At 69.9% G+C, this 17,356-nt stretch carries 8 protein-coding genes; 2 read left to right on the top strand and 6 right to left on the bottom strand.

Annotation, left to right across the window (positions count from 1 at the left end; translation table 11 throughout):
- On the bottom strand, nt 1-1,431 hold the full coding sequence (locus tag R5W23_RS26300; RefSeq protein WP_320688933.1) for an MBL fold metallo-hydrolase: 1,431 nt from the start codon (nt 1,429-1,431) through the stop codon (nt 1-3).
- 252 nt (nt 1,432-1,683) lie between these two features.
- On the opposite strand from R5W23_RS26300, the gene R5W23_RS26295 reads away from it, so the two are divergent.
- Complete coding sequence (locus tag R5W23_RS26295) at nt 1,684-2,427, top strand: 3-oxoacyl-ACP reductase family protein (protein WP_320688932.1); 744 nt, start codon at nt 1,684-1,686, stop codon at nt 2,425-2,427.
- Nucleotides 2,428-2,579: 152 nt separating this feature from the next.
- On the opposite strand, the gene R5W23_RS26290 is transcribed toward R5W23_RS26295, so the two are convergent.
- The 3 genes from R5W23_RS26290 to R5W23_RS26280 all read right to left on the bottom strand — a co-directional run bounded on the left by R5W23_RS26290 (nt 2,580) and on the right by R5W23_RS26280 (nt 7,858).
- Nucleotides 2,580-2,723 (bottom strand): hypothetical protein, encoded by a 144-nt coding sequence (locus tag R5W23_RS26290; RefSeq protein ID WP_010045123.1) that lies wholly within the window; start codon nt 2,721-2,723, stop codon nt 2,580-2,582.
- A gap of 234 nt (nt 2,724-2,957) precedes the next feature.
- Nucleotides 2,958-6,560 carry an efflux RND transporter permease subunit gene (locus R5W23_RS26285; RefSeq protein ID WP_320688931.1) on the bottom strand — a complete coding sequence of 1,201 codons (3,603 nt, stop codon included), beginning with the start codon at nt 6,558-6,560 and terminating at the stop codon, nt 2,958-2,960.
- Nucleotides 6,561-6,634: 74 nt separating this feature from the next.
- Entirely contained in the window at nt 6,635-7,858 is a 1,224-nt protein-coding gene (locus R5W23_RS26280) for an efflux RND transporter periplasmic adaptor subunit (RefSeq protein ID WP_320688930.1), read from the bottom strand.
- Nucleotides 7,859-8,205: 347 nt separating this feature from the next.
- On the opposite strand from R5W23_RS26280, the gene R5W23_RS26275 reads away from it, so the two are divergent.
- Entirely contained in the window at nt 8,206-11,739 is a 3,534-nt protein-coding gene (locus R5W23_RS26275; RefSeq protein ID WP_320688929.1) for a tubulin-like doman-containing protein, read from the top strand.
- Between the two features lie 175 nt (nt 11,740-11,914).
- Here the strand turns inward: R5W23_RS26275 and ftsH are convergent, their stop codons facing one another.
- Nucleotides 11,915-13,996 (bottom strand): ATP-dependent zinc metalloprotease FtsH, encoded by a 2,082-nt coding sequence (gene ftsH / locus R5W23_RS26270; RefSeq protein WP_320688928.1) that lies wholly within the window; start codon nt 13,994-13,996, stop codon nt 11,915-11,917.
- A gap of 334 nt (nt 13,997-14,330) precedes the next feature.
- Nucleotides 14,331-17,356 (bottom strand): Tex family protein (locus tag R5W23_RS26265; protein ID WP_320688927.1); only part of this gene is annotated, 3,026 nt, incomplete at its 5' end.

Here is a 17,356-nt window from a genome sequence, read left to right as displayed (position 1 = left end):
CTACCCGATGGCCACGCGGTCACCGGGCACCGGCACCGCCACGTCGTCGAACCCGAGCCCGCGGAGCGTGTCCGCGAGCGCTTCCGCCTGCTCACGCTCGCCGTGGATCAGGCGCACCTTCCCGACCCGCCCCGCCAGCCCCTTCAGGTACGCGGTGAAGTCGTTCTTGTCCGCGTGCCCGCTGAACCCGTCCAGGTGAACCACCTCGATCCACTTGTTCCAGTCCCGGCCCTGGAACCGCACCGTCGGCTTCGGCTCCATCAGCTTCCGGCCCACGGTCCCCGGCGCCTGGTAGCTCACGAGGATGATGGTGCAGCGCGGGTCGTCCACCAACTGCTTCAGGTGCTGCTGGATGCGGCCCGCGTCGCACATCCCGCTCGACGCGATGATGACGCTCGGCCCGGACCGGCTCGCCAGCAGCGTGCTCTCCTCGAAGTCCCGCACGTAAGTGACGCCGTCCCCGCCGAGCAGCCCGTGCCCCTCGCGGAGCGCCTGGGCGATCTCGGCGGACAGGCTGTTCGGGTGCCCGCGGTACACCTCCGCCACCTCCGACGCCAGCGGGCTGTCCACGTACACCGGCAGTTTCGGGATCTGGCCCGCGCGGAGCCCCTGCTGGAGCACGTGGATGATGAGCTGCGTGCGGCCGAGGCTGAACGCCGGGATCAGCACCTTCCCGCCGCGCTCGACGGTGTCGCGGATCGCGGCGTAGAGCTTCTCCACGGTGTCCGCGAACGAGCGGTGCGTCCGGTTCCCGTAGGTGCTCTCGCACACCAGCACGTCCGCGGGCGGAACGGCCCCGGTGGGTTTGAGAATGGGCAGCCCGCGGCGGCCCATGTCGCCGCTGAAGGAGAGGGTGCGGTCGCGGTCCGGTGCGGCGATCGTCGCGTGGACCATCGCGGAGCCGAGCACGTGCCCGGCCTCGATGAACCGGAACCGCACGGTCTTGGTCGCGTCGGCGTCGCGGCCGTAGGGCACCGCCACCAGCCGGGTGAACACCTTCTCCACGTCGTGAACCGTGTACAGCGGCTGCACCCACGGCTCCGCATAGTTCCGCGCGATGTTAATGTGCGCCGCGTCCTCTTCCTGAATTTTGGCGCTGTCGGCCAGCATCACCCGGAGCAGGTCCCGGGTGGGGGGCGTGCAGTAGATCGGCCCGTCGAACCCCTGGCGGAGCAGCGTGGGCAGGTTCCCGCAGTGGTCGATGTGGGCGTGGCTGACGATGACCGCATCGATCTGATGGGCGTGGAACGGGAAGTGCCCGTTCCGCTGGCGGGCCTCTTCGCGGCGGCCCTGGTGGAGGCCGCAGTCGAGCAAGATTTTGTGGTTCCCGGCCTCAATGAGGTGCATCGAGCCGGTGACGCCACCGGCGGCGCCCCAGAACGTGAGTGTCGGGTCCGAGGTCGCCGGACCGGGTGTCGCGGTGGGTTTCATTCACCCATTCTAACCTGCCGACCGGTAACCACAAAGACGCGAGCCGGTCGGTTCGGGCCGGTGCCCTCGACAAGCGGGGCCGGCATAACCCGCAGGACCGAAAAACCTGAACCCCGCCCGGCGGAGGTCGGCAGTAAAGCCCCTCTCCCGGACGTGCGACCCGCCTCCGAATACAAGCCCGGCACGGGAAAGTCGCGTTCCGGGTCGTATAAACTGTCTGCCGCCTTAGTCGTGCGAACGAGGAGCAAGTCAATGAGTCAGCCGCTCAAGGGAAAACGCGCGCTGGTCACCGGCGGGAGCCGTGGCATCGGGGCCGCCATCGTGAAGCGCCTCGCGAAGGAGGGTGCGGACGTGGCGCTCACCTTCGTCAGCAAGCCAGACGAGGCCGGGCAGACGGCCGAAACGGTCAAGGCCCTCGGTGTACGGGCGCTTGCAATTCAGGCCGATGCCTCGGACGCCGACGCGGTCATTCGAGCGGTCGAGCAGGCGGCGAAGGAGTTCGGCGGGCTCGACATCCTGGTGAACAACGCCGGGGTCGCCACGATGGGGCCGATCGATTCGTTCTCCCTCGCGGACTTCGACCGGACGTTCGCGGTCAACGTGCGGGCCGCGTTCGTGGCGACACAGGCTGCGGCGAAGCACATGACGGAGGGCGGACGGATCATCAACATCGGTAGTTGCAACGCCGAACGGATGCCGTTCACCGGCGGCGCGGTATACGCCATGAGCAAAGCGGCGCTGGTGGGGTTGGTTCAGGGGCTGGCGCGAGACCTCGGGCCGCGTGGCATTACGGTCAACAACGTGCAACCGGGGCCGGTGGACACGGACATGAACCCCGCCAACGGCGCGTTCGCCGAGTCCCTGAAGGCGCTGATGGCACTACCCCGCTACGGGCACGTTGATGAGGTGGCGGCGATGGTCGCATACCTGGCCGGGCCGGAATCCGGGTTCGTGACCGGGGCCAGCCTGACGATCGATGGCGGGTTCACTGCGTAACGACGGCCCGATACCGCTGAACATGCCCGCGGATCAGAAATTCGGCAATTGAGTGATGAGTTGGGAGAAGATGCGGCGGTCGGGTTCTAGGGGCTCCCGCCGCGAGCGCCGGCGGGTCTTCAGTCTTTCTTTGCAATCGCGAGCGGGAACTCTTACACGTCCTCTCGGGCATCTTTACCGAGCGCGGCCCACAGGGCCGACAGGTCGTGGACCGTGGTGTCACGATCCGGCACGTTCGGGCAGCCGTCATCAGCCAGGCGGTACAGATCAGTGCGGTCGACGGTGTCGTTCTGCATGATACGGCCTCTGCGTTTGTGTGACGCCCGGGAATCATGTCCTTGCGTCCCCGGCGGCCGTAATCAATGCAACCGCTGTGCCAAGGAACGTGTTGCAATGATGGCTGATCCCCCCGTTCACGCTCGTTTGAAGAGCGATTCCCATTCCGTCGCGAGCCCACAGTCCGGTTGCAGAAGACCGTCGGCCGCTTTCACGCCCGTCTGTGAAGCGGCTACAGTCGCTTCGTCCGTTGGTCAGCCAGCGTGTGGCGGCGCGGGCGGGTTCGGTTCGGCCGCGGGAGCCGGATGCGGTGACTCGGGCGGGTTCGGCCCGCCAATGTCCGGAGGCGTTTGCGCCCCGGCCGGCGGCTTCGCCGTTTCTCCCCCCACGAGCCAGCGCTCGATCAGGTAGTAGAACACCGGCGTCAGCACCAGCCCGAAGAAGGTCACCCCGAGCATCCCGCTGAACACCGCGATGCCGAGCGTGCGCCGCATCTCCGCCCCGGCCCCCTGGGCCAGCACCAGCGGCGCCACGCCCAGGATGAACGCGAAACTGGTCATCACGATCGGCCGCAGCCGGAGCCGCACGGCCTCCAGAGTCGCCTCACGCAGCGCCTTACCCTCGTGCCGCTGCTGTTCGGCGAACTCCACGATCAGAATCGCGTTCTTACACGCCAGCCCCACCAGCACCACGAACCCGATCTGCGTGAAGATGTTGATCTCCGGCGCCACCGCCGGCACCAGCAGCGCGAACCCGTAAATGCCGCCGATCGCCGACAGAATGCACATCGGCACCACGAGGATGATCGCGAACGGGAGCGACCAACTGTTGTACAGCCCCGCCAGCACCAAGTACACGAGCAGCACCGCGCCGATGAAGGCGTAAATCGCCGTGCTCCCCTCCTGGTTCTGGAGGAACGAGATGTCGGTCCACTCGTACCCCGCCTGGCCGGACAGCGAGCGCTCCGCGGCCTCGGTAACCAGTTGGATGCCGGTGCCGGTGCTCGTGCCGGGGGCCAGGTTCCCGTTCACCGCCGCCGCCGGGAACGTGTTGTACCGCTGGATCACCACCGGCCCGGTAACGTCCTGGATCTTCGCGACCGACCCCAGCGGCACCATCTCGCCGCGGTCGTTGCGGACGCGCAGGTTGCGGATGGTGTCGGCGCTCATGCGGTACGGGGCGTCCGCCTGGGCGGTCACCTGCCAGTTGCGCCCGAACCGGTTGAAGTCGTTCACGTACGTCCCGCCGAGGTATACCTGCAACGTGGCGAACACGTCGGCCAGCGGGACGCCCATCTGCCGGCACCGCACGCGGTCCACGTCCACGAACAGTTGGGGCACGTTGGCCCGGTACACGGTGAACGACGCCCCCAGCGCCGGGGTCTGGTTGATCTCGCGGATGAGCGCGTTCGTTTCGCGCTGGAGCCCCTCCGGCCCCAGGTCGCCGCGGTCCTCCACCATGATCCGGTACCCGCCCGCCGAGCCCAGCCCGCGCACCGGGGGGGGCGGCAGGATCAGCACCTGCGCGTCCTGCACCTCGCGGAGGATCTTCGCGTTCAGGTCGCGCAGGATCATGAACCCGTTGCGCGAAACGTCCCCCTTGCGCGCCTCGAACGGCTCCAGGATCACGAACATGGTGCCGAAGTTCGAGCCGGTCGCGCCCAGCACGAACGACTGGCCGGTCACCGTGAGCGTGTTCGACACCCCGGGCTGCGCGCGGACGATGTCGTCGATCTGCTGCATCACCGCGCGGCTGCGCTGCGCCGACGCCGCGTCCGGGAGCTGCACCGACACGAGCAGGTACCCCTGGTCCTGCGGCGGGATGTAGCCCGTGGGGGTGCGGGCGAACCCGGTGTACGTGAGTGCGAGCAGGCCGGCGTAAATGGCCAGCACGATCAGCGACCCGCGCAGCACCTGGCGCACGGCCCAGGTGTACCCGTGCGCGGTCCTGTCGAACCCGCGGTTGAACAGCGCGTAGAACCGCCGCAGGACGGCGTTCACCCGCGGCCCGACGAACCAGCCCGCGACCGCACCGGGGATCATGTACAGGGCGTGTGAGCCGACCCACTGCGCCCACAGCTTCACGCTGGCCGGGTTGAGGGCCGCCGCCGGCGTCTGCGGCGGCACCAGCGGCAGCGGGCCGAACACCGCGACCAGCAGGCGGTAGCCCGCGTAACCGATCAGCAGCGCCCACCCCCACCGCGGGAGCGTTTCTGTGGTCTCGTGCGCGGTCTTCTCGCGCCCGCGGAAGATCGCCGCCGCCCGCGACGGCGTCAGCGTCATCGCGTTCAGCGCCGAAATCATCATCGCCACCGAGATCGTAAGCGCGAACTGGCGGAAGAACTGCCCCGTCACCCCGCCCAGGAACGCGCTCGGCAGGAACACGCTGCTGAGCACCAGCGTGATCGCGATGATCGGCCCGGTGATTTCGGACATCGCCTTCAGGGTGGCGTCGCGGGCGTTCAGCCCCTGCGCGATCCACCGCTCCACATTCTCCAGCACCACGATCGCGTCGTCCACCACAATACCGATGGCCAGCACCAGCCCGAACAGCGTGAGGTTGTTGAGCGAGAACCCGAACACGTACATCACCGCCAGCGTGCCCACCAGCGACACCGGCACGTCGATCATCGGCAGGATCATCGCCCGCCAGTCCTGCAAGAACAGCAGCACCACGACCGCGACCAGCAGTGTGGCGTCGAACAGCGTGCTGTACACCTCCTCCACGGACTGCTGGATGAACGGGGTGGTGTCGTACCGCACCGCCACCTCGACGCCCGGCGGGAACCGCTTCTTGAGCTGCTCGATCTTGGCCTTCACCCGGTCGGCCACGTCGAGCGCGTTGGCGCCGGGCAGCGCGAAGATCGCGAGCCCCACCGAGGCCTTGCCGTCCAGCGTGTTCGTGATGTCCTGGGTGCGGGCCGTGAGTTCCACGCGGGCCACGTCCCCCAGGAGCACGACGGGGCGCAGCAGCGCGTCGGACGGCGGCGCGGGCGTCGGGCTGCTCGGCGCGGCGGCCGCGCCCCCGTTCGTCGCCCCCGCCGGGTCCCCGCCCGCGGGGGCGGAACCGGCTTGCGACGACGGGGCGGCCCCGGACTTGACCACGATGTTGCGGAACTGTTCGACCGTTTCGAGCCGCCCGAGCGCGTTGAGCGTGTACTGGAACGCCACCCCGGGCGTCGCCGGCTCGGCCCCCACCCGCCCGGCCGCGACCTGCACGTTCTGCTCGCGCATCGCGTTCACCACGTCCGACGCCGAGAGGCTGTTGGCGGCGAGCTTGTCCGGGTCCAGCCACGCCTTCATGCTGTAGTCCTGCTGCCCGAACACGGTCACGTCGCCGACCCCCTCGATGCGCGCCACCTCGTCCCGCACCTGCACCGTGGCGAAGTTCGAGAGGTATAACTGGTCCCGCGAGTCGTCCGGCGAGAACAGGTTGGCGATGAGCAGGATGTCCGGCGTGCGCTTGCGCACCACGACGCCCTGGCGCTGCACCTCCTCGGGCAGGAGCGGCGTGGCCTGCTGGACCCGGTTCTGCACCAGCACCTGCGCCATGTTCAGGTCGGTGCCGAGCGCGAACGTGACGGTGAGGGAGTAGGAGCCGTCGTTCCCGGAGTTGGACGACATGTACAACATCCCCTCGACCCCGTTCACCTGCAACTCGATCGGGGCCGCGACGCTGTTGGACACCACCTGCGCGTTCGCGCCGGGGTACGTACACGACACCGTGACGGTGGGCGGCGCGACCTCCGGGTACTGCGCGATCGGCAGCCGGGACAGCGCCGCGAGGCCGAACAGCACGATGACGAGCGAAATGACCCAGGCGAGCACCGGCCGGTCGATGAACACGCGCGCGAACATGGGCACTCGGAGTTATGAGACAGGGTCGGGCGGGTAAGGCCGGGGCCGCGGCCCCGGGCGCGTCGGCGCGGCGCTCACTTTGACTTGGGTTGGTCGGGCGCGGTCCCGCCCGCGCCGGGCGCCCCGCCCTGCCCCGGGGCGCCGGTCGGCGCGGTCTGGCGCGGCTTGATCTCACCGGGTTGGGGGTCGATTTCCATGTCCGGCTGGATGCGGGCCAAACCGTTGATGATGACCCGGTCCGTCGGGGCCAACCCCTCAACGACGCGCAGCCCCAGCGACTGCGGCCCGAGCTTGACGTGCTTCGCCGCGACGCGGTTGTTCGGGCCGACCACGTACACCACGCGCTCCGCCTGGTCGCTCTGGACGGCGTCGTCGGGGATCAGCGTCGCTTCCGTCGCCGTGCTCAGCGGGATGCGGCCGCGCACGAACAGGCCGGGCCGGAGCAGCCGCGGCGCCGGGTTCGGAAACGTGCCGCGGATCTGGAGGGTGCCGGTCGAGGGGCTCAGCTCGGAGCTGGCGAAGTCGATCGTGCCCTTGTGCGGGTAGCCGGTTTCGTCGCGCAACTGGATTTCGACCGGCGGGCCGGTGCCCGGGGCCGACGACACCCGCCCCTCGCGCTGCGCGCGCCGCAGGTACGCAAGCACCGTTTGCTCATCGACCGTGAAGTACGCGTAGGTCGGGTCCACGGTGGTCACCCGCGTTAGCACGGTGCCCGACCCGGTGCCGCCGGTGACCACGTTCCCTTCGTTCACGTAAATGCGGTCCACGCGCCCGTCGAACGGGGCCACGACCGTGGTGTACGAAAGGTTCAGCTTCGCCTGCTCGACATCCTTTTGGCTCTTCTCGACGTTCGCTTTCGACACCAACAGGTTCGCCCGCGCCTGGTCGTACTCTTCCTTGCTGGCGGCCCCGGCCATGAACGTCTTGTTGACCCGCGCCTCGTTCGCCGCGGCCTGCTCCCGCTGGGCTTCCGCGCTCTTGACCCCGGCCTCGGCCAGCCCGAGCGCGACCTGAAACGGCTCGGGGTCGATCTCGATCAGCTTCGCCCCGGCCTTGACCTCGGCCCCTTCCTGGAACAGCACCTTCTGAACGTACCCGTTCACCCGCGCGCGAATGTCGGCCGTTTTGACCGCCGCCAGCGTGCCGGTCAGTTCGGTGAACTCGGTCACGGGGCGCACGAGCGGGGCGGCGACGGTAACCTTGGGCGGCCCGACATCCTTGGACTGTGCGGGCGGCTTCTTGTTACACCCCAGCGCCGACAACCCGACAACGAGCGCGAACAGGGGCAACAGACGCATCAGCGTACTCCAATAACCACCCGGCTCCGGCGGTGCGCCGTCAGACAGTAGCAGCGCGCGTGCCGGAACCCGGAAATGAACGGCGCGCCCACGAGCAGGACCGATTACGCTGCGTCGCCGGCACACGATCTTTCGTATCAGACCACCCGCATCGATCGACGGCAACAACGTCCTCGCGTTCCACCGAGGCTCAACGCTCCAAACCCTGGCCGAACTTCTGCCCCCGCCTCACTTCAATCGGCCGACTGGACTTCTGGCGGGGAGTGACTTACGGTTCAACCGGGAATTTTATGGAACGCGCAGCCGGGACGGTCCGTCCGCCGACCGGGTTATAGGGCACCCCAGCTATGAACTGGCTCCGCGAGCCCGACGGCGAACCCCTGCCCGGATACCGGCTCCTCGAGCCCATCGGCACTGGCGGGTTCGGCGAGGTGTGGAAGTGCATCGCCCCGGGCGGCATCCACAAGGCCATCAAGTTCGTGTACGGCAACCTCCACGCGCTCGACGGCGACGACGCCCGCGCGGTCCAGGAGATGAAGGCGCTCGAGCGCGTCAAACAGGTGCGCCACCCGTTCGTGTGCCAGATCGACCGCATCGAGGATGTCGGCGGCGAGCTGGTCATCGTGATGGAGCTGGCCGACCGCAACCTGCACGAGTGCCTGGTGGAGTACCAGGAGGCGGGCCGGCCCGGCGTCCCGCGCGACATCCTGCTCGGGTTCCTCGACGACGCGGCCGTCGGCCTGGACCACCTGATCGAGAAGCACAACCTCCAGCACCTGGACGTGAAGCCGCGCAACCTGTTCATGGTGGCGGACCGCGTGAAGGTGGCCGACTTCGGGCTCGTGAAGCAGCTCGAGCGGTCCAGCTCGTCGGGGCTGATGGGCGGCGTCACACCCATCTACGCCGCGCCGGAAACGTTCCAGAACAAGATCAGCAAGCACTCGGACCAGTACAGCCTCGCCATCGTGTACGTCGAGCTGCTGACCGGCAAGCGGCCGTTCCCGGGCAAGAACATCCGGCAGCTCGCGCTCCAGCACATGAGCGAGCCGCCGGACCTGTCGATGCTGCCCGAGGCCGACCGCGCGGTGGTCGCCCGGGCGCTGTCGAAGAACCCGGACGAGCGGTGGCCCAGTTGCACCGCGTTCGTCCGCGCGCTGGGCACGCGCGACCCGAACGGGAGCGGGTCCGGCAGCGGCGTCCGCGAGCCCGGCTCGTGGGCGAAGGCGGGCCGCACGGTTCACGACGTGGACCTCACCCCGCCGGCCGCGCCGCGCGGCGCGGCCGGGGGCGTGGCGGTGCTCGACAAGCCGTCGCACCGGTCGGCCGACTTCGACGCGCACCCGGAGATCGACGAGGAGCACCTGCTCGGCGCCACCGCGCCGCAGAAGGAAGTGGGGGTGCTGCGCCCCACCATCCTCATCGGGGTGGGCAGCTTCGGGCGGCGGGCGCTCCAGGAGCTCCGGTGCCGGCTCACCGACCGCGTCGGCGACGTGGTCCAGGTGCCGTGCTTCCGGTTCCTGTACGTCGACTGCGACCCCGACGCGGTGACGAAAGCGGTCAGCGCCCCGCCGGACGTGGCCCTGGGCACCGACGAGGTGTTCCCGGTGCCGCTCCAGCCGGTCACCCAGTACCGCCGCCGCCAGCTCGAACAGATCCTGGACTGGCTGCCGCGGGAGAAGCTGTACGCGATCCCGCGGAGCCTCCACGCGGGCGGCTCGCGCGCCCTCGGCCGGCTCGCGTTCTGCGACAACTACCTCCGCTTCGTCACCCGCCTGCGGCGCGAGCTGCAAATCGCCACGCACCCCGAGTCGCTGTCCCAGTCGTCCGACCAGACCGGGCTGCCGGTGCGGGACAACACACCGCAGGTGTACGTGTTCGCCAGCGCCGCCGGCGGGTCCGGGGGGATGCTCATCGACCTGGGGTACGCGGTGCGGCGGGTGCTCGCCCGGGTCACCCCGGCCGACGCCCAGGTGACCGCGTTCGTGTACGCGTCCGCGCCCAACGACCCCAGCATGTCGGACCAGGAGTTGGCGAACCTGTACGCCGCGGTCACCGAGCTGAACCACTACGCGGACCCGGACGTGCAGTTCGTCGCGCACTACGGCGGCCCGGAGGGGCCGAAGGTCGAGAGCCAGGGGCTCCCGTTCACCGCCACGTACCTGATGCCGATGCCGGAGCGCACGGCCGGCGCCTTCCGGGACTGTCTGTCGCACCTCGCCGGGTACGTGTCGCACGACATGACCACCCCGCTGGGGCCGGCGCTCCAGCAGATGCGCGCCCGGCCGGTGGGGTTCGACCGCAGCCCGTTCCGCTCGTTCGGCACCTACGGGGTCTGGTTCCCGCGCGGGCTGCTGCTCCGCGCCGCCGCGCAGAAGATCTGCGTGGGCCTGCTCCGGGAGTGGAAGTCCGACGCCAACCCGCTCGACCCGACCCCCGTTCAGCACACGGTGAACCGCGCGACCGCGGACCCGCGCCTCAAGCCCGACGCGGTCCGCGGGCAGCTCGAGCAGGAGGCCGTGCGCGGCCCGGAGGGCGGCCCGGGCGACCAGATCGAGCGCTGGCTCAACGGGCTCGAGGCGCAGCTCAACTCGACCGGGCGGCGGCCGGACGCTGCGGCGTGGTCGCGCGCCGTGTGGGAGCAGGCCCGCGACCTCATCGGGGTCCGCCCGACCGGGGACCAGGACAGCACCGTCCGCCGCAGCCGCACGTCGAAGGTGTGGGACGAGGCGGTGAAGCGCGTGGCCGAGATGTGGGGCAACGAGTTCGAGGCGGTGGTGCGGCCGCTGGAGGAGCTGCCCGGGCGCCGGCTCGGCGCGATCGGCGCGGCGCTGCGGCGGCTGGCGGCGGTGTGCGGCGAGTGGGCCGCCGCCGCGGACGTCCGCACCCAGCAGCTCGAGGTGAAGTCCCGCCAGGTGCGGGCCGACGTGCAGGCCGCGCTCGACGTGTGCCAGGCGGGCAGCGGCACGTTCAGCTTCTTCGGCGGCCGGTCGGGCCGCAGCATGAGGCACTTCCTGGACCAGCTCCGGGCGTTCACCCGCATCCGGCTCCAGGAGGATCTGGCGGACGCGACCGCCAAGTTCTACCGCGCGCTGCGCACGAAAGTGGACGAGCGGGTCAGCGAGCTGGGGTACTGCCGCACCCGGATGGACGTGCTGCTCGCCACCCTGGAATGTCCGATCGCGAACCTGCCGGTGTCCTCGGACACCCCGGTGGCGGCGATGTCCGAAGAGGCCCTCCAGCAGACGCTGCACCCCACGAACACGCTGAACGTGGTGCTGCCGTCGGGCGAAACGCACCTCGACCGGTCCGCGCGACGGGTCGTCAAGTCGATGAAGCCGGACGACGTGCTGCGGCTGGAGATCGCGCTCCAGAAGCTGGTGCTGGAGCCGCGCGGCGGGCTGACCGCGCTGTGCCTCCTGAACGCCGACATGAGCCGCACGCTCGTGGCCCCCATCGTCGAGCAGACGACGGCGTTCCTGAGCGAGCTGCTGCCCGTCACGGACGTGACGGAGGTGGAGGTCTCCGCGTCGCGGGCGCGCAAGGCGGACCTCCCGACGCGGATCCGCGACTACTACGCCCGCGCCGTCCCGCCGTGCGGCTCGGACGCGGGGGCGCAGTCTTTCGTGCTCGTTCCCGACAGCGAGTCCGGAAAGGCGTTCGCGGGGCTGGTCAAGAAGGCCGTCCCGAGCGCCCTGATGATCCCGGTGAGCGGGTCCGCGACGGACCTGATGTTCTGCCGCGAGCGCACCAACCTGTTGCCGACGGAACTGGCCGAGTTGCTGGCCGTGTGCCAGCCGGCCTATTACCAGTCCCTGGCCGCGCCGCAAACCGCCCCGCACGCCCGGTTCGATGTGACCGAGTGGCTGCCTTTGTCGGAGTAGTCCTGAGTGGTCTCAGGTCCACAAGTCCTGAGTGGTCTCAGGTCCACAAGTCCTGAGTGGTCTCAGGTCCACAAGTCCTGAGTGGTCTCAGGTCCACAAGTCGCAAGTCCCAAGTCGAAGGCACTAATTGCGGCCTTCGACTTGGGACTTGCGACTTGTGGACCTGAGACTCAGATTACGCCCCGCCGAACGCCAGCCCCGGTTTGGGCGGAACCTCCGGCGTGATGGCCAGCTCCGGCTGCGGCACCGGCGCGGCGGCGACCGGCTTCGGCGTTTCCGGGCGCAGGTCCGCCACGGACACGCCGTTCATCAGCTTCTCCACCTCCGCCCGGTCGATCTCCTCGTGCAGCAGCAGCGCGTCGGCCAGCAGGTCGAGCTTGTCGCGGTGCGTCTTCACCAGTTCCGCCGCCCGGTTCTCGGCGTCGCTGAGGATGCGCTGGATCTCCTCGTCGATCAGCCGCGCGGTGCCCTCGCTGTACGCCCGCGACTCCGTGATCTCCTTGCCCAGGAAGACGTGCTCCTCGCCCTGCTGGTGGTACACCGGGCCGACCCGGTCGCTCATGCCGAACTGGGTGACCATCACCCGGGCGACGCGGGTCGCCTGCTTGAGGTCGCCCACCGCCCCCGAGAGCGGCTCGCCGAGCACCAGCTTGTCCGCGGCCCGCCCGCCCATCGACATCACCAGCATCGCGCTCAGCTCGCTCTGCGAGTAGTCCACCCGCTCCTCGTCCTGCTGGAACATCGTCACCCCGCCGGCGCGGCCGCGCGGGATGATGGACACCCGGTCCAGCGCCTGCATCCCGGACGGCATGAGGTACGCGCACAGGGCGTGCCCGGCCTCGTGGTACGCGGTGCGCCGCTTCTCCTTCTCCGAGTACGGCTCCTCGCGCTGGCTGCCGAGCCGGACGCGGTCCGCCGCGCGGTCGAAGTCGATCTGCTCGATCTTGTTTCGGCCCGCCCGCACCGCGAGCAGCGCCGCCTCGTTGCACAGGTTCTTCAGCTCGGCCCCGCTCATGCCCACCATGCTGCGGGCGATCCGCTCCAGGTCCACCTTGTCCGACAGCGGCTTGTTCCGGGTGTGGACCTTCAGGATCTCGAGCCGGCCCTTCCACGACTGGCGGTCCACGGTGATGTGCCGGTCGAACCGACCCGGGCGCAGCAGCGCGGCGTCGAGCACGTCCGGGCGGTTGGTCGCGGCCATCACGATGACCGTTTCCGACGGCTGGAACCCGTCCATCTCGCTCAGGATCTGGTTGAGCGTCTGCTCGCGCTCGTCGGACCCGCCGCCGTACCCGGCGCCGCGCATCCGGCCCACGGCGTCGATCTCGTCGATGAAGATGACGCACGGCGAGTGCTCCTTCGCGGTGCGGAACATGTCCCGCACGCGCGACGCGCCCACCCCGACGAACATCTGAATGAACTCGCTGCCGCTGATGGCAAAGAACGGCACGTTGGCCTCGCCCGCGACGGCCTTCGCGAGCAGCGTCTTGCCGGTGCCCGGGGGACCGACCAGCAGCACGCCCTTCGGCACGGTGGCGCCGACGCGGGTGAACTTCGCGGGGTCCTTGAGGTAGTCGACCATCTCGGTCAGCTCGCGCTTGGCCGACTCCATCCCGGCCACGTCCTCGAACGTGACCCGGCCCTTCCCCTTCTCGTACCGCTTCGCGGGGCTGCGGATGTAGTTGTTGATGAACCCGCCGCCCATCGGGTCGCGGAGCCGCGGCAGGAAGAACACCACGAACACCATTACCAGACCGAAGACGATGAGCAGTTGCAGCAGGAGCGGCCCCAGCCACGGGGTCGGTTCGTCGCGGCGGTTGATGACCACCCGCTCCGGGTCGTTCTGGCCGGGGTTGGCCTTCTTGTACTCCTCGCGGTACTTCTGGTCCGCCTTTTCGATCTCGGCGGTAAGGGGCCGCTGGTCGTTCGAGTGCGGCAGGTTGACCGCGAACCGCCCCGTCTTGCCCAGTTCGAGCTTCTTGACGACGGCGGAATCCGAGTCGCGGACCTCGCCCTCGGCCCGGTCCGGTCCGAGCAGCGTGACCGACTTCAGTTGCCCGGAGTCCATCAGGTCGCGGAACTTCGAGTAGTCGATCTCGCGCGCGTTGTTTTTGAACGCGATGAACGCGAACGCGATCACGCCCAGCACGACCAGCGCGATCCACCCGCCGGGCAGCAGCGGGTTGGCGCGCCTCGCGCCGGACGGCGGCCCGCCGGGGCCGTTGCTGTTGGGAGTGGGGTCGTTCGGCTCGGCCATCGTATGCCCTCAAGCGCGAGGAGAGCCCGCGCGGCGCGGTTCGGAATGTGAGGTATTGTACGTCAGGGCGGTGAAGGGAAGTGAACTCTTCGTGCCAAACACACGTTTGGCGCGGAATGCCACGCGCGGGCTCACTGGAGCCACGCGAGAGAAGCTACGGCGAGGACGAACCGAACCGGGTTCCGCGGGCGAATTCGTCCGCGGAACCCGGCTGCGGTTGTTTCCAATCAAGTCCTTCGACCGCCCCGTCCGGTGCCGGACCCGAGCAGGCGATTCAGGTCCGTGGCACCGGTACCGGTCGCGACAGCCGTAACGCCGTAATCGGCGGTCGGCGTCAGGCCGGCCCGCCTTCTTCCGGCTTCGGTTCTTCGGCCTTCGGCTCCTCCTTGGGCGGCTCCTGCTTCTTCTCGGGCTCGGGCGGCTTGAAGAACGCCAGCAGTTCACCGAAGGTGTTGAGCGCGGCCTTGCCGGCCTTCTTCTCGGGCGTCAGGTTCGGCAGCGGCTTCGGCTTGCCGGGCTTCTTCGGCGGTTCCGGCGGCGCGGCCTCCTGGGGCTGGGGCGGCGGCGCCGTGTTCGGCCCCGGGCCGCGGTTGCCGTACCGCTGCCCCTGCCCCGCGCCCGCCCCCTGCCGCGACTGGAAGCCGCCTTGGCGCTGGGGCGGCCGGTACCCGCCGCGGTCCTCGCGGGGCGCCGGCCGCTGCTCCTGGGCGGGTTGCGGCGCCGGCTGCGGGCGCGGCGGCCGTTCGCCCCGGGGCTCGCGCGGCGGGGCGTCGGCGCGGCCCCCGCGCCCGCGGTCGGGCTGGCGCCGCTCCTGCCCCGGCTGGATCATGGAGAGCGAGATCTTCTTCTCGCCCGGCTTCACCTCCATCACCCACACCGTCACCACGTCGCCCACCGACACCACGTCGTACGGCGACTTGATGTAGCGGTTGGCCATCTGGCTGATGTGGACCAGCCCGCTCTCCTTCAGGCCGATGTCCACGAACGCCCCGAACGGCACCACGTTCAGCACGGTGCCCTTCAGCTCCATGCCCTGGGTGATGTCCTCCAGGCGGAGCACGCCGGTCTTGAAGATCGGCGGGGGCAGGTCCTCGCGCGGGTCGCGGCCGGGGCGCGCCAGCGACGCGAAGATGTCGTCCAGCGTCGGCTCGCCGGCGCCCAGCTTGGCCGCCATCTCGGGCAGGTCGGTCGCGTTCAGCTTCGCCCGCAGCTCCTGCACCTTCTCCCGGTTGCGGAGGTCGTCCGGGGCGAACCCGAAGTCCGCGAGCGCCTTGCGGGCGACCTCGTAGCTCTCCGGGTGGATCCAGGTGCTGTCGAGCGGGTCCGCGCCGTCGGGCAGCTTGAGGAACCCGGCCGCCTGGGTGAACCGCTTCTCGCCCAGGCCCGGCACCTGGAGCAGTTGCTCGCGGCTCGTGAACGCCCCGTTCTTTTCGCGGTAGTTCACGATCTCGCGGGCGACGAGCTGGTTCAGCCCCGACACGTGCCGCAGCAGGGGCACGCTCGCGGTGTTGAGGTCCACCCCGACCTGGTTCACGCTCGACTCGATGACGCCCTCGAGCGACTCCTTGAGGAACTTGGGCTTCACGTCGTGCTGGTACAGCCCGACGCCGATGTGCTGCGGGTCGATCTTCACCAGCTCCGCGAGCGGGTCCTGGAGCCGGCGGCCGATGCTGATGGTGCCGCGGGTGGTGGCGTCGAGGTCCGGGAACTCCTCGCGGGCCACCGGGCTGGCGGAGTAGTCGCTGGCGCCGGCCTCGATCACGATGACGTAGGCGAGGTCGGCGGGCGCCTCCGGCAGCCCGTCGAGCGAGATCGGCGGGGCCGCGGGGGGCGGGGGCGGCGCCACCGGCACGGACGCGGTGACCGGGGCGCCGGTGGTGAGCGTCTCGCCGACGGCCGCCGGCGCTTCAACAGGGGCCAGCGGCGCGGCCCCGTCCGGGGTCAGCGACACCGACAGCGTCAGCGACTCGGCCGGCAGCGTCGGGGCGCCCGAGTCGAGGGTGACCGCGGCCGGCGCCGGCGCCGCTTCGGCGGCCACCGGAACGGCCTCGGCGGCCACCGGCGCGGGCGCCGGCGCGTCGCTCGACACGGTGACCGACTGCGGCGCCTCGGGGACCGGGTTCAGCCGCCGGTGGACGAACTCGGCGATCAGGTCGGCGACCAGCTGCTCGCTGTCGCGGCACCCGGTCCCGTTGCCGATCGCGATGACCGAGATCTGGTACTTGCGGATGAGCTGCTCGAGCTTCCGCTTGGCGTCGCCGGCCTGCTTCTGGTTGTGCGGGTAGATGACCGCGTCCTCGAGCAGCTTGCCGGTCTCGTCGAGGGCGGCGAGCTTGCACCCGGTGCGAATGCCCGGGTCGATCGCGAGCACCTTTTTGCCCCGGAGGGGGGGCTGGAGGAGCAGGCTGCGGAGGTTCTTGGCGAACACCATCACCGCGTGCTCTTGCGCGCGGTCCGTCAGCTCGCGGCGCACCTCCCGCTCGAGGCTCGGCCGCAGCAGACGCTCGAGCGCGTCCTTGGCCACCTCGAGCAGGAGCCCGCGGTGCGGGTGCTCGGCGAGGTTCAGGTGGTAGGTGGTGATCTCCAGCCCGCGCACCGGGTCGGTGTCGACCCGCACCTTGAGCACGTTCCCCTTCTCGCCGCGGTTGATGGCCAGCACGCGGTGCGGCGGGATCTCCTTCACCGGCTCGCGGAAGTCGAAGTACGGCTCGTACTCCTTCCCCTTCCCTTCGGCGACGCTCTCGTTGCGGACCGACACCAGCACGCCGGTGTCCCAGGTGAAGGCGCGGAGCGGCCCGCGCACGTCGGCGCTGTCGGCGACCATGTCCGCGAGGATGTTGCGGACCCCGGCCATCACGTCGTCGGTGTTGAGCAGCCACTTGTCGGGGTCGACGAGCCCCTGCACCACCTCGTCGAGCTTCTCGACGGCGGGGTCGCGGTGGAAGATGGCCTCGGCCAGCGGCCCGAGCCCCTTCTCGCGGGCCTCGGTGGCGAGCGACTTCTTCTTCGGCTTGAACGGCAGGTACAGGTCTTCGAGGCGCTTCGGCGACTCGGCGCCCAGGACCGCCCGCACCAGGTCGTCGTTCAGCTTGCCCTGGAACGCGATGCTCTTGAGGATGGTCCGCTTGCGGTCGGTCAGCGCGCGGAGGGCGGCCACCCGGTCCTGGATGCGGCGGATGACGTCCTCGTTCAGCCCGCCGGTCCGCTCCTTGCGGTACCGGGTGATGAACGGCACCGTGTTGTCGTCGTCGAGCAACTGGACGACGGCCTCGACCTGCGCCTTGCGGATCTGGAGGTCTTGTGCGATCCGCGAGAGGTCGTGCGGCTGGGGCGCGGCCGGCACCTCGGGCACGGGCTGCG

Origin of the sequence: Gemmata algarum (genome assembly GCF_034097035.1) — a bacterium.
GTDB lineage: Bacteria > Planctomycetota > Planctomycetia > Gemmatales > Gemmataceae > Gemmata > Gemmata algarum.
This window is presented reverse-complemented; position numbering and strand designations above follow the sequence as displayed.

Excerpts from the sequence above, each read along its gene's own strand:
- R5W23_RS26300 (WP_320688933.1), bottom strand. The coding sequence starts at position 1,431 with ATGAAACCCACCGCGACACCCGGTCCGGCGACCTCGGACCCGACACTC.
- R5W23_RS26295 (WP_320688932.1), top strand. The coding sequence starts at position 1,684 with ATGAGTCAGCCGCTCAAGGGAAAACGCGCGCTGGTCACCGGCGGGAGC.
- R5W23_RS26290 (WP_010045123.1), bottom strand. The coding sequence starts at position 2,723 with ATGCAGAACGACACCGTCGACCGCACTGATCTGTACCGCCTGGCTGAT.
- R5W23_RS26285 (WP_320688931.1), bottom strand. The coding sequence starts at position 6,560 with ATGTTCGCGCGCGTGTTCATCGACCGGCCGGTGCTCGCCTGGGTCATT.
- R5W23_RS26280 (WP_320688930.1), bottom strand. The coding sequence starts at position 7,858 with ATGCGTCTGTTGCCCCTGTTCGCGCTCGTTGTCGGGTTGTCGGCGCTG.
- R5W23_RS26275 (WP_320688929.1), top strand. The coding sequence starts at position 8,206 with ATGAACTGGCTCCGCGAGCCCGACGGCGAACCCCTGCCCGGATACCGG.
- ftsH (WP_320688928.1), bottom strand. The coding sequence starts at position 13,996 with ATGGCCGAGCCGAACGACCCCACTCCCAACAGCAACGGCCCCGGCGGG.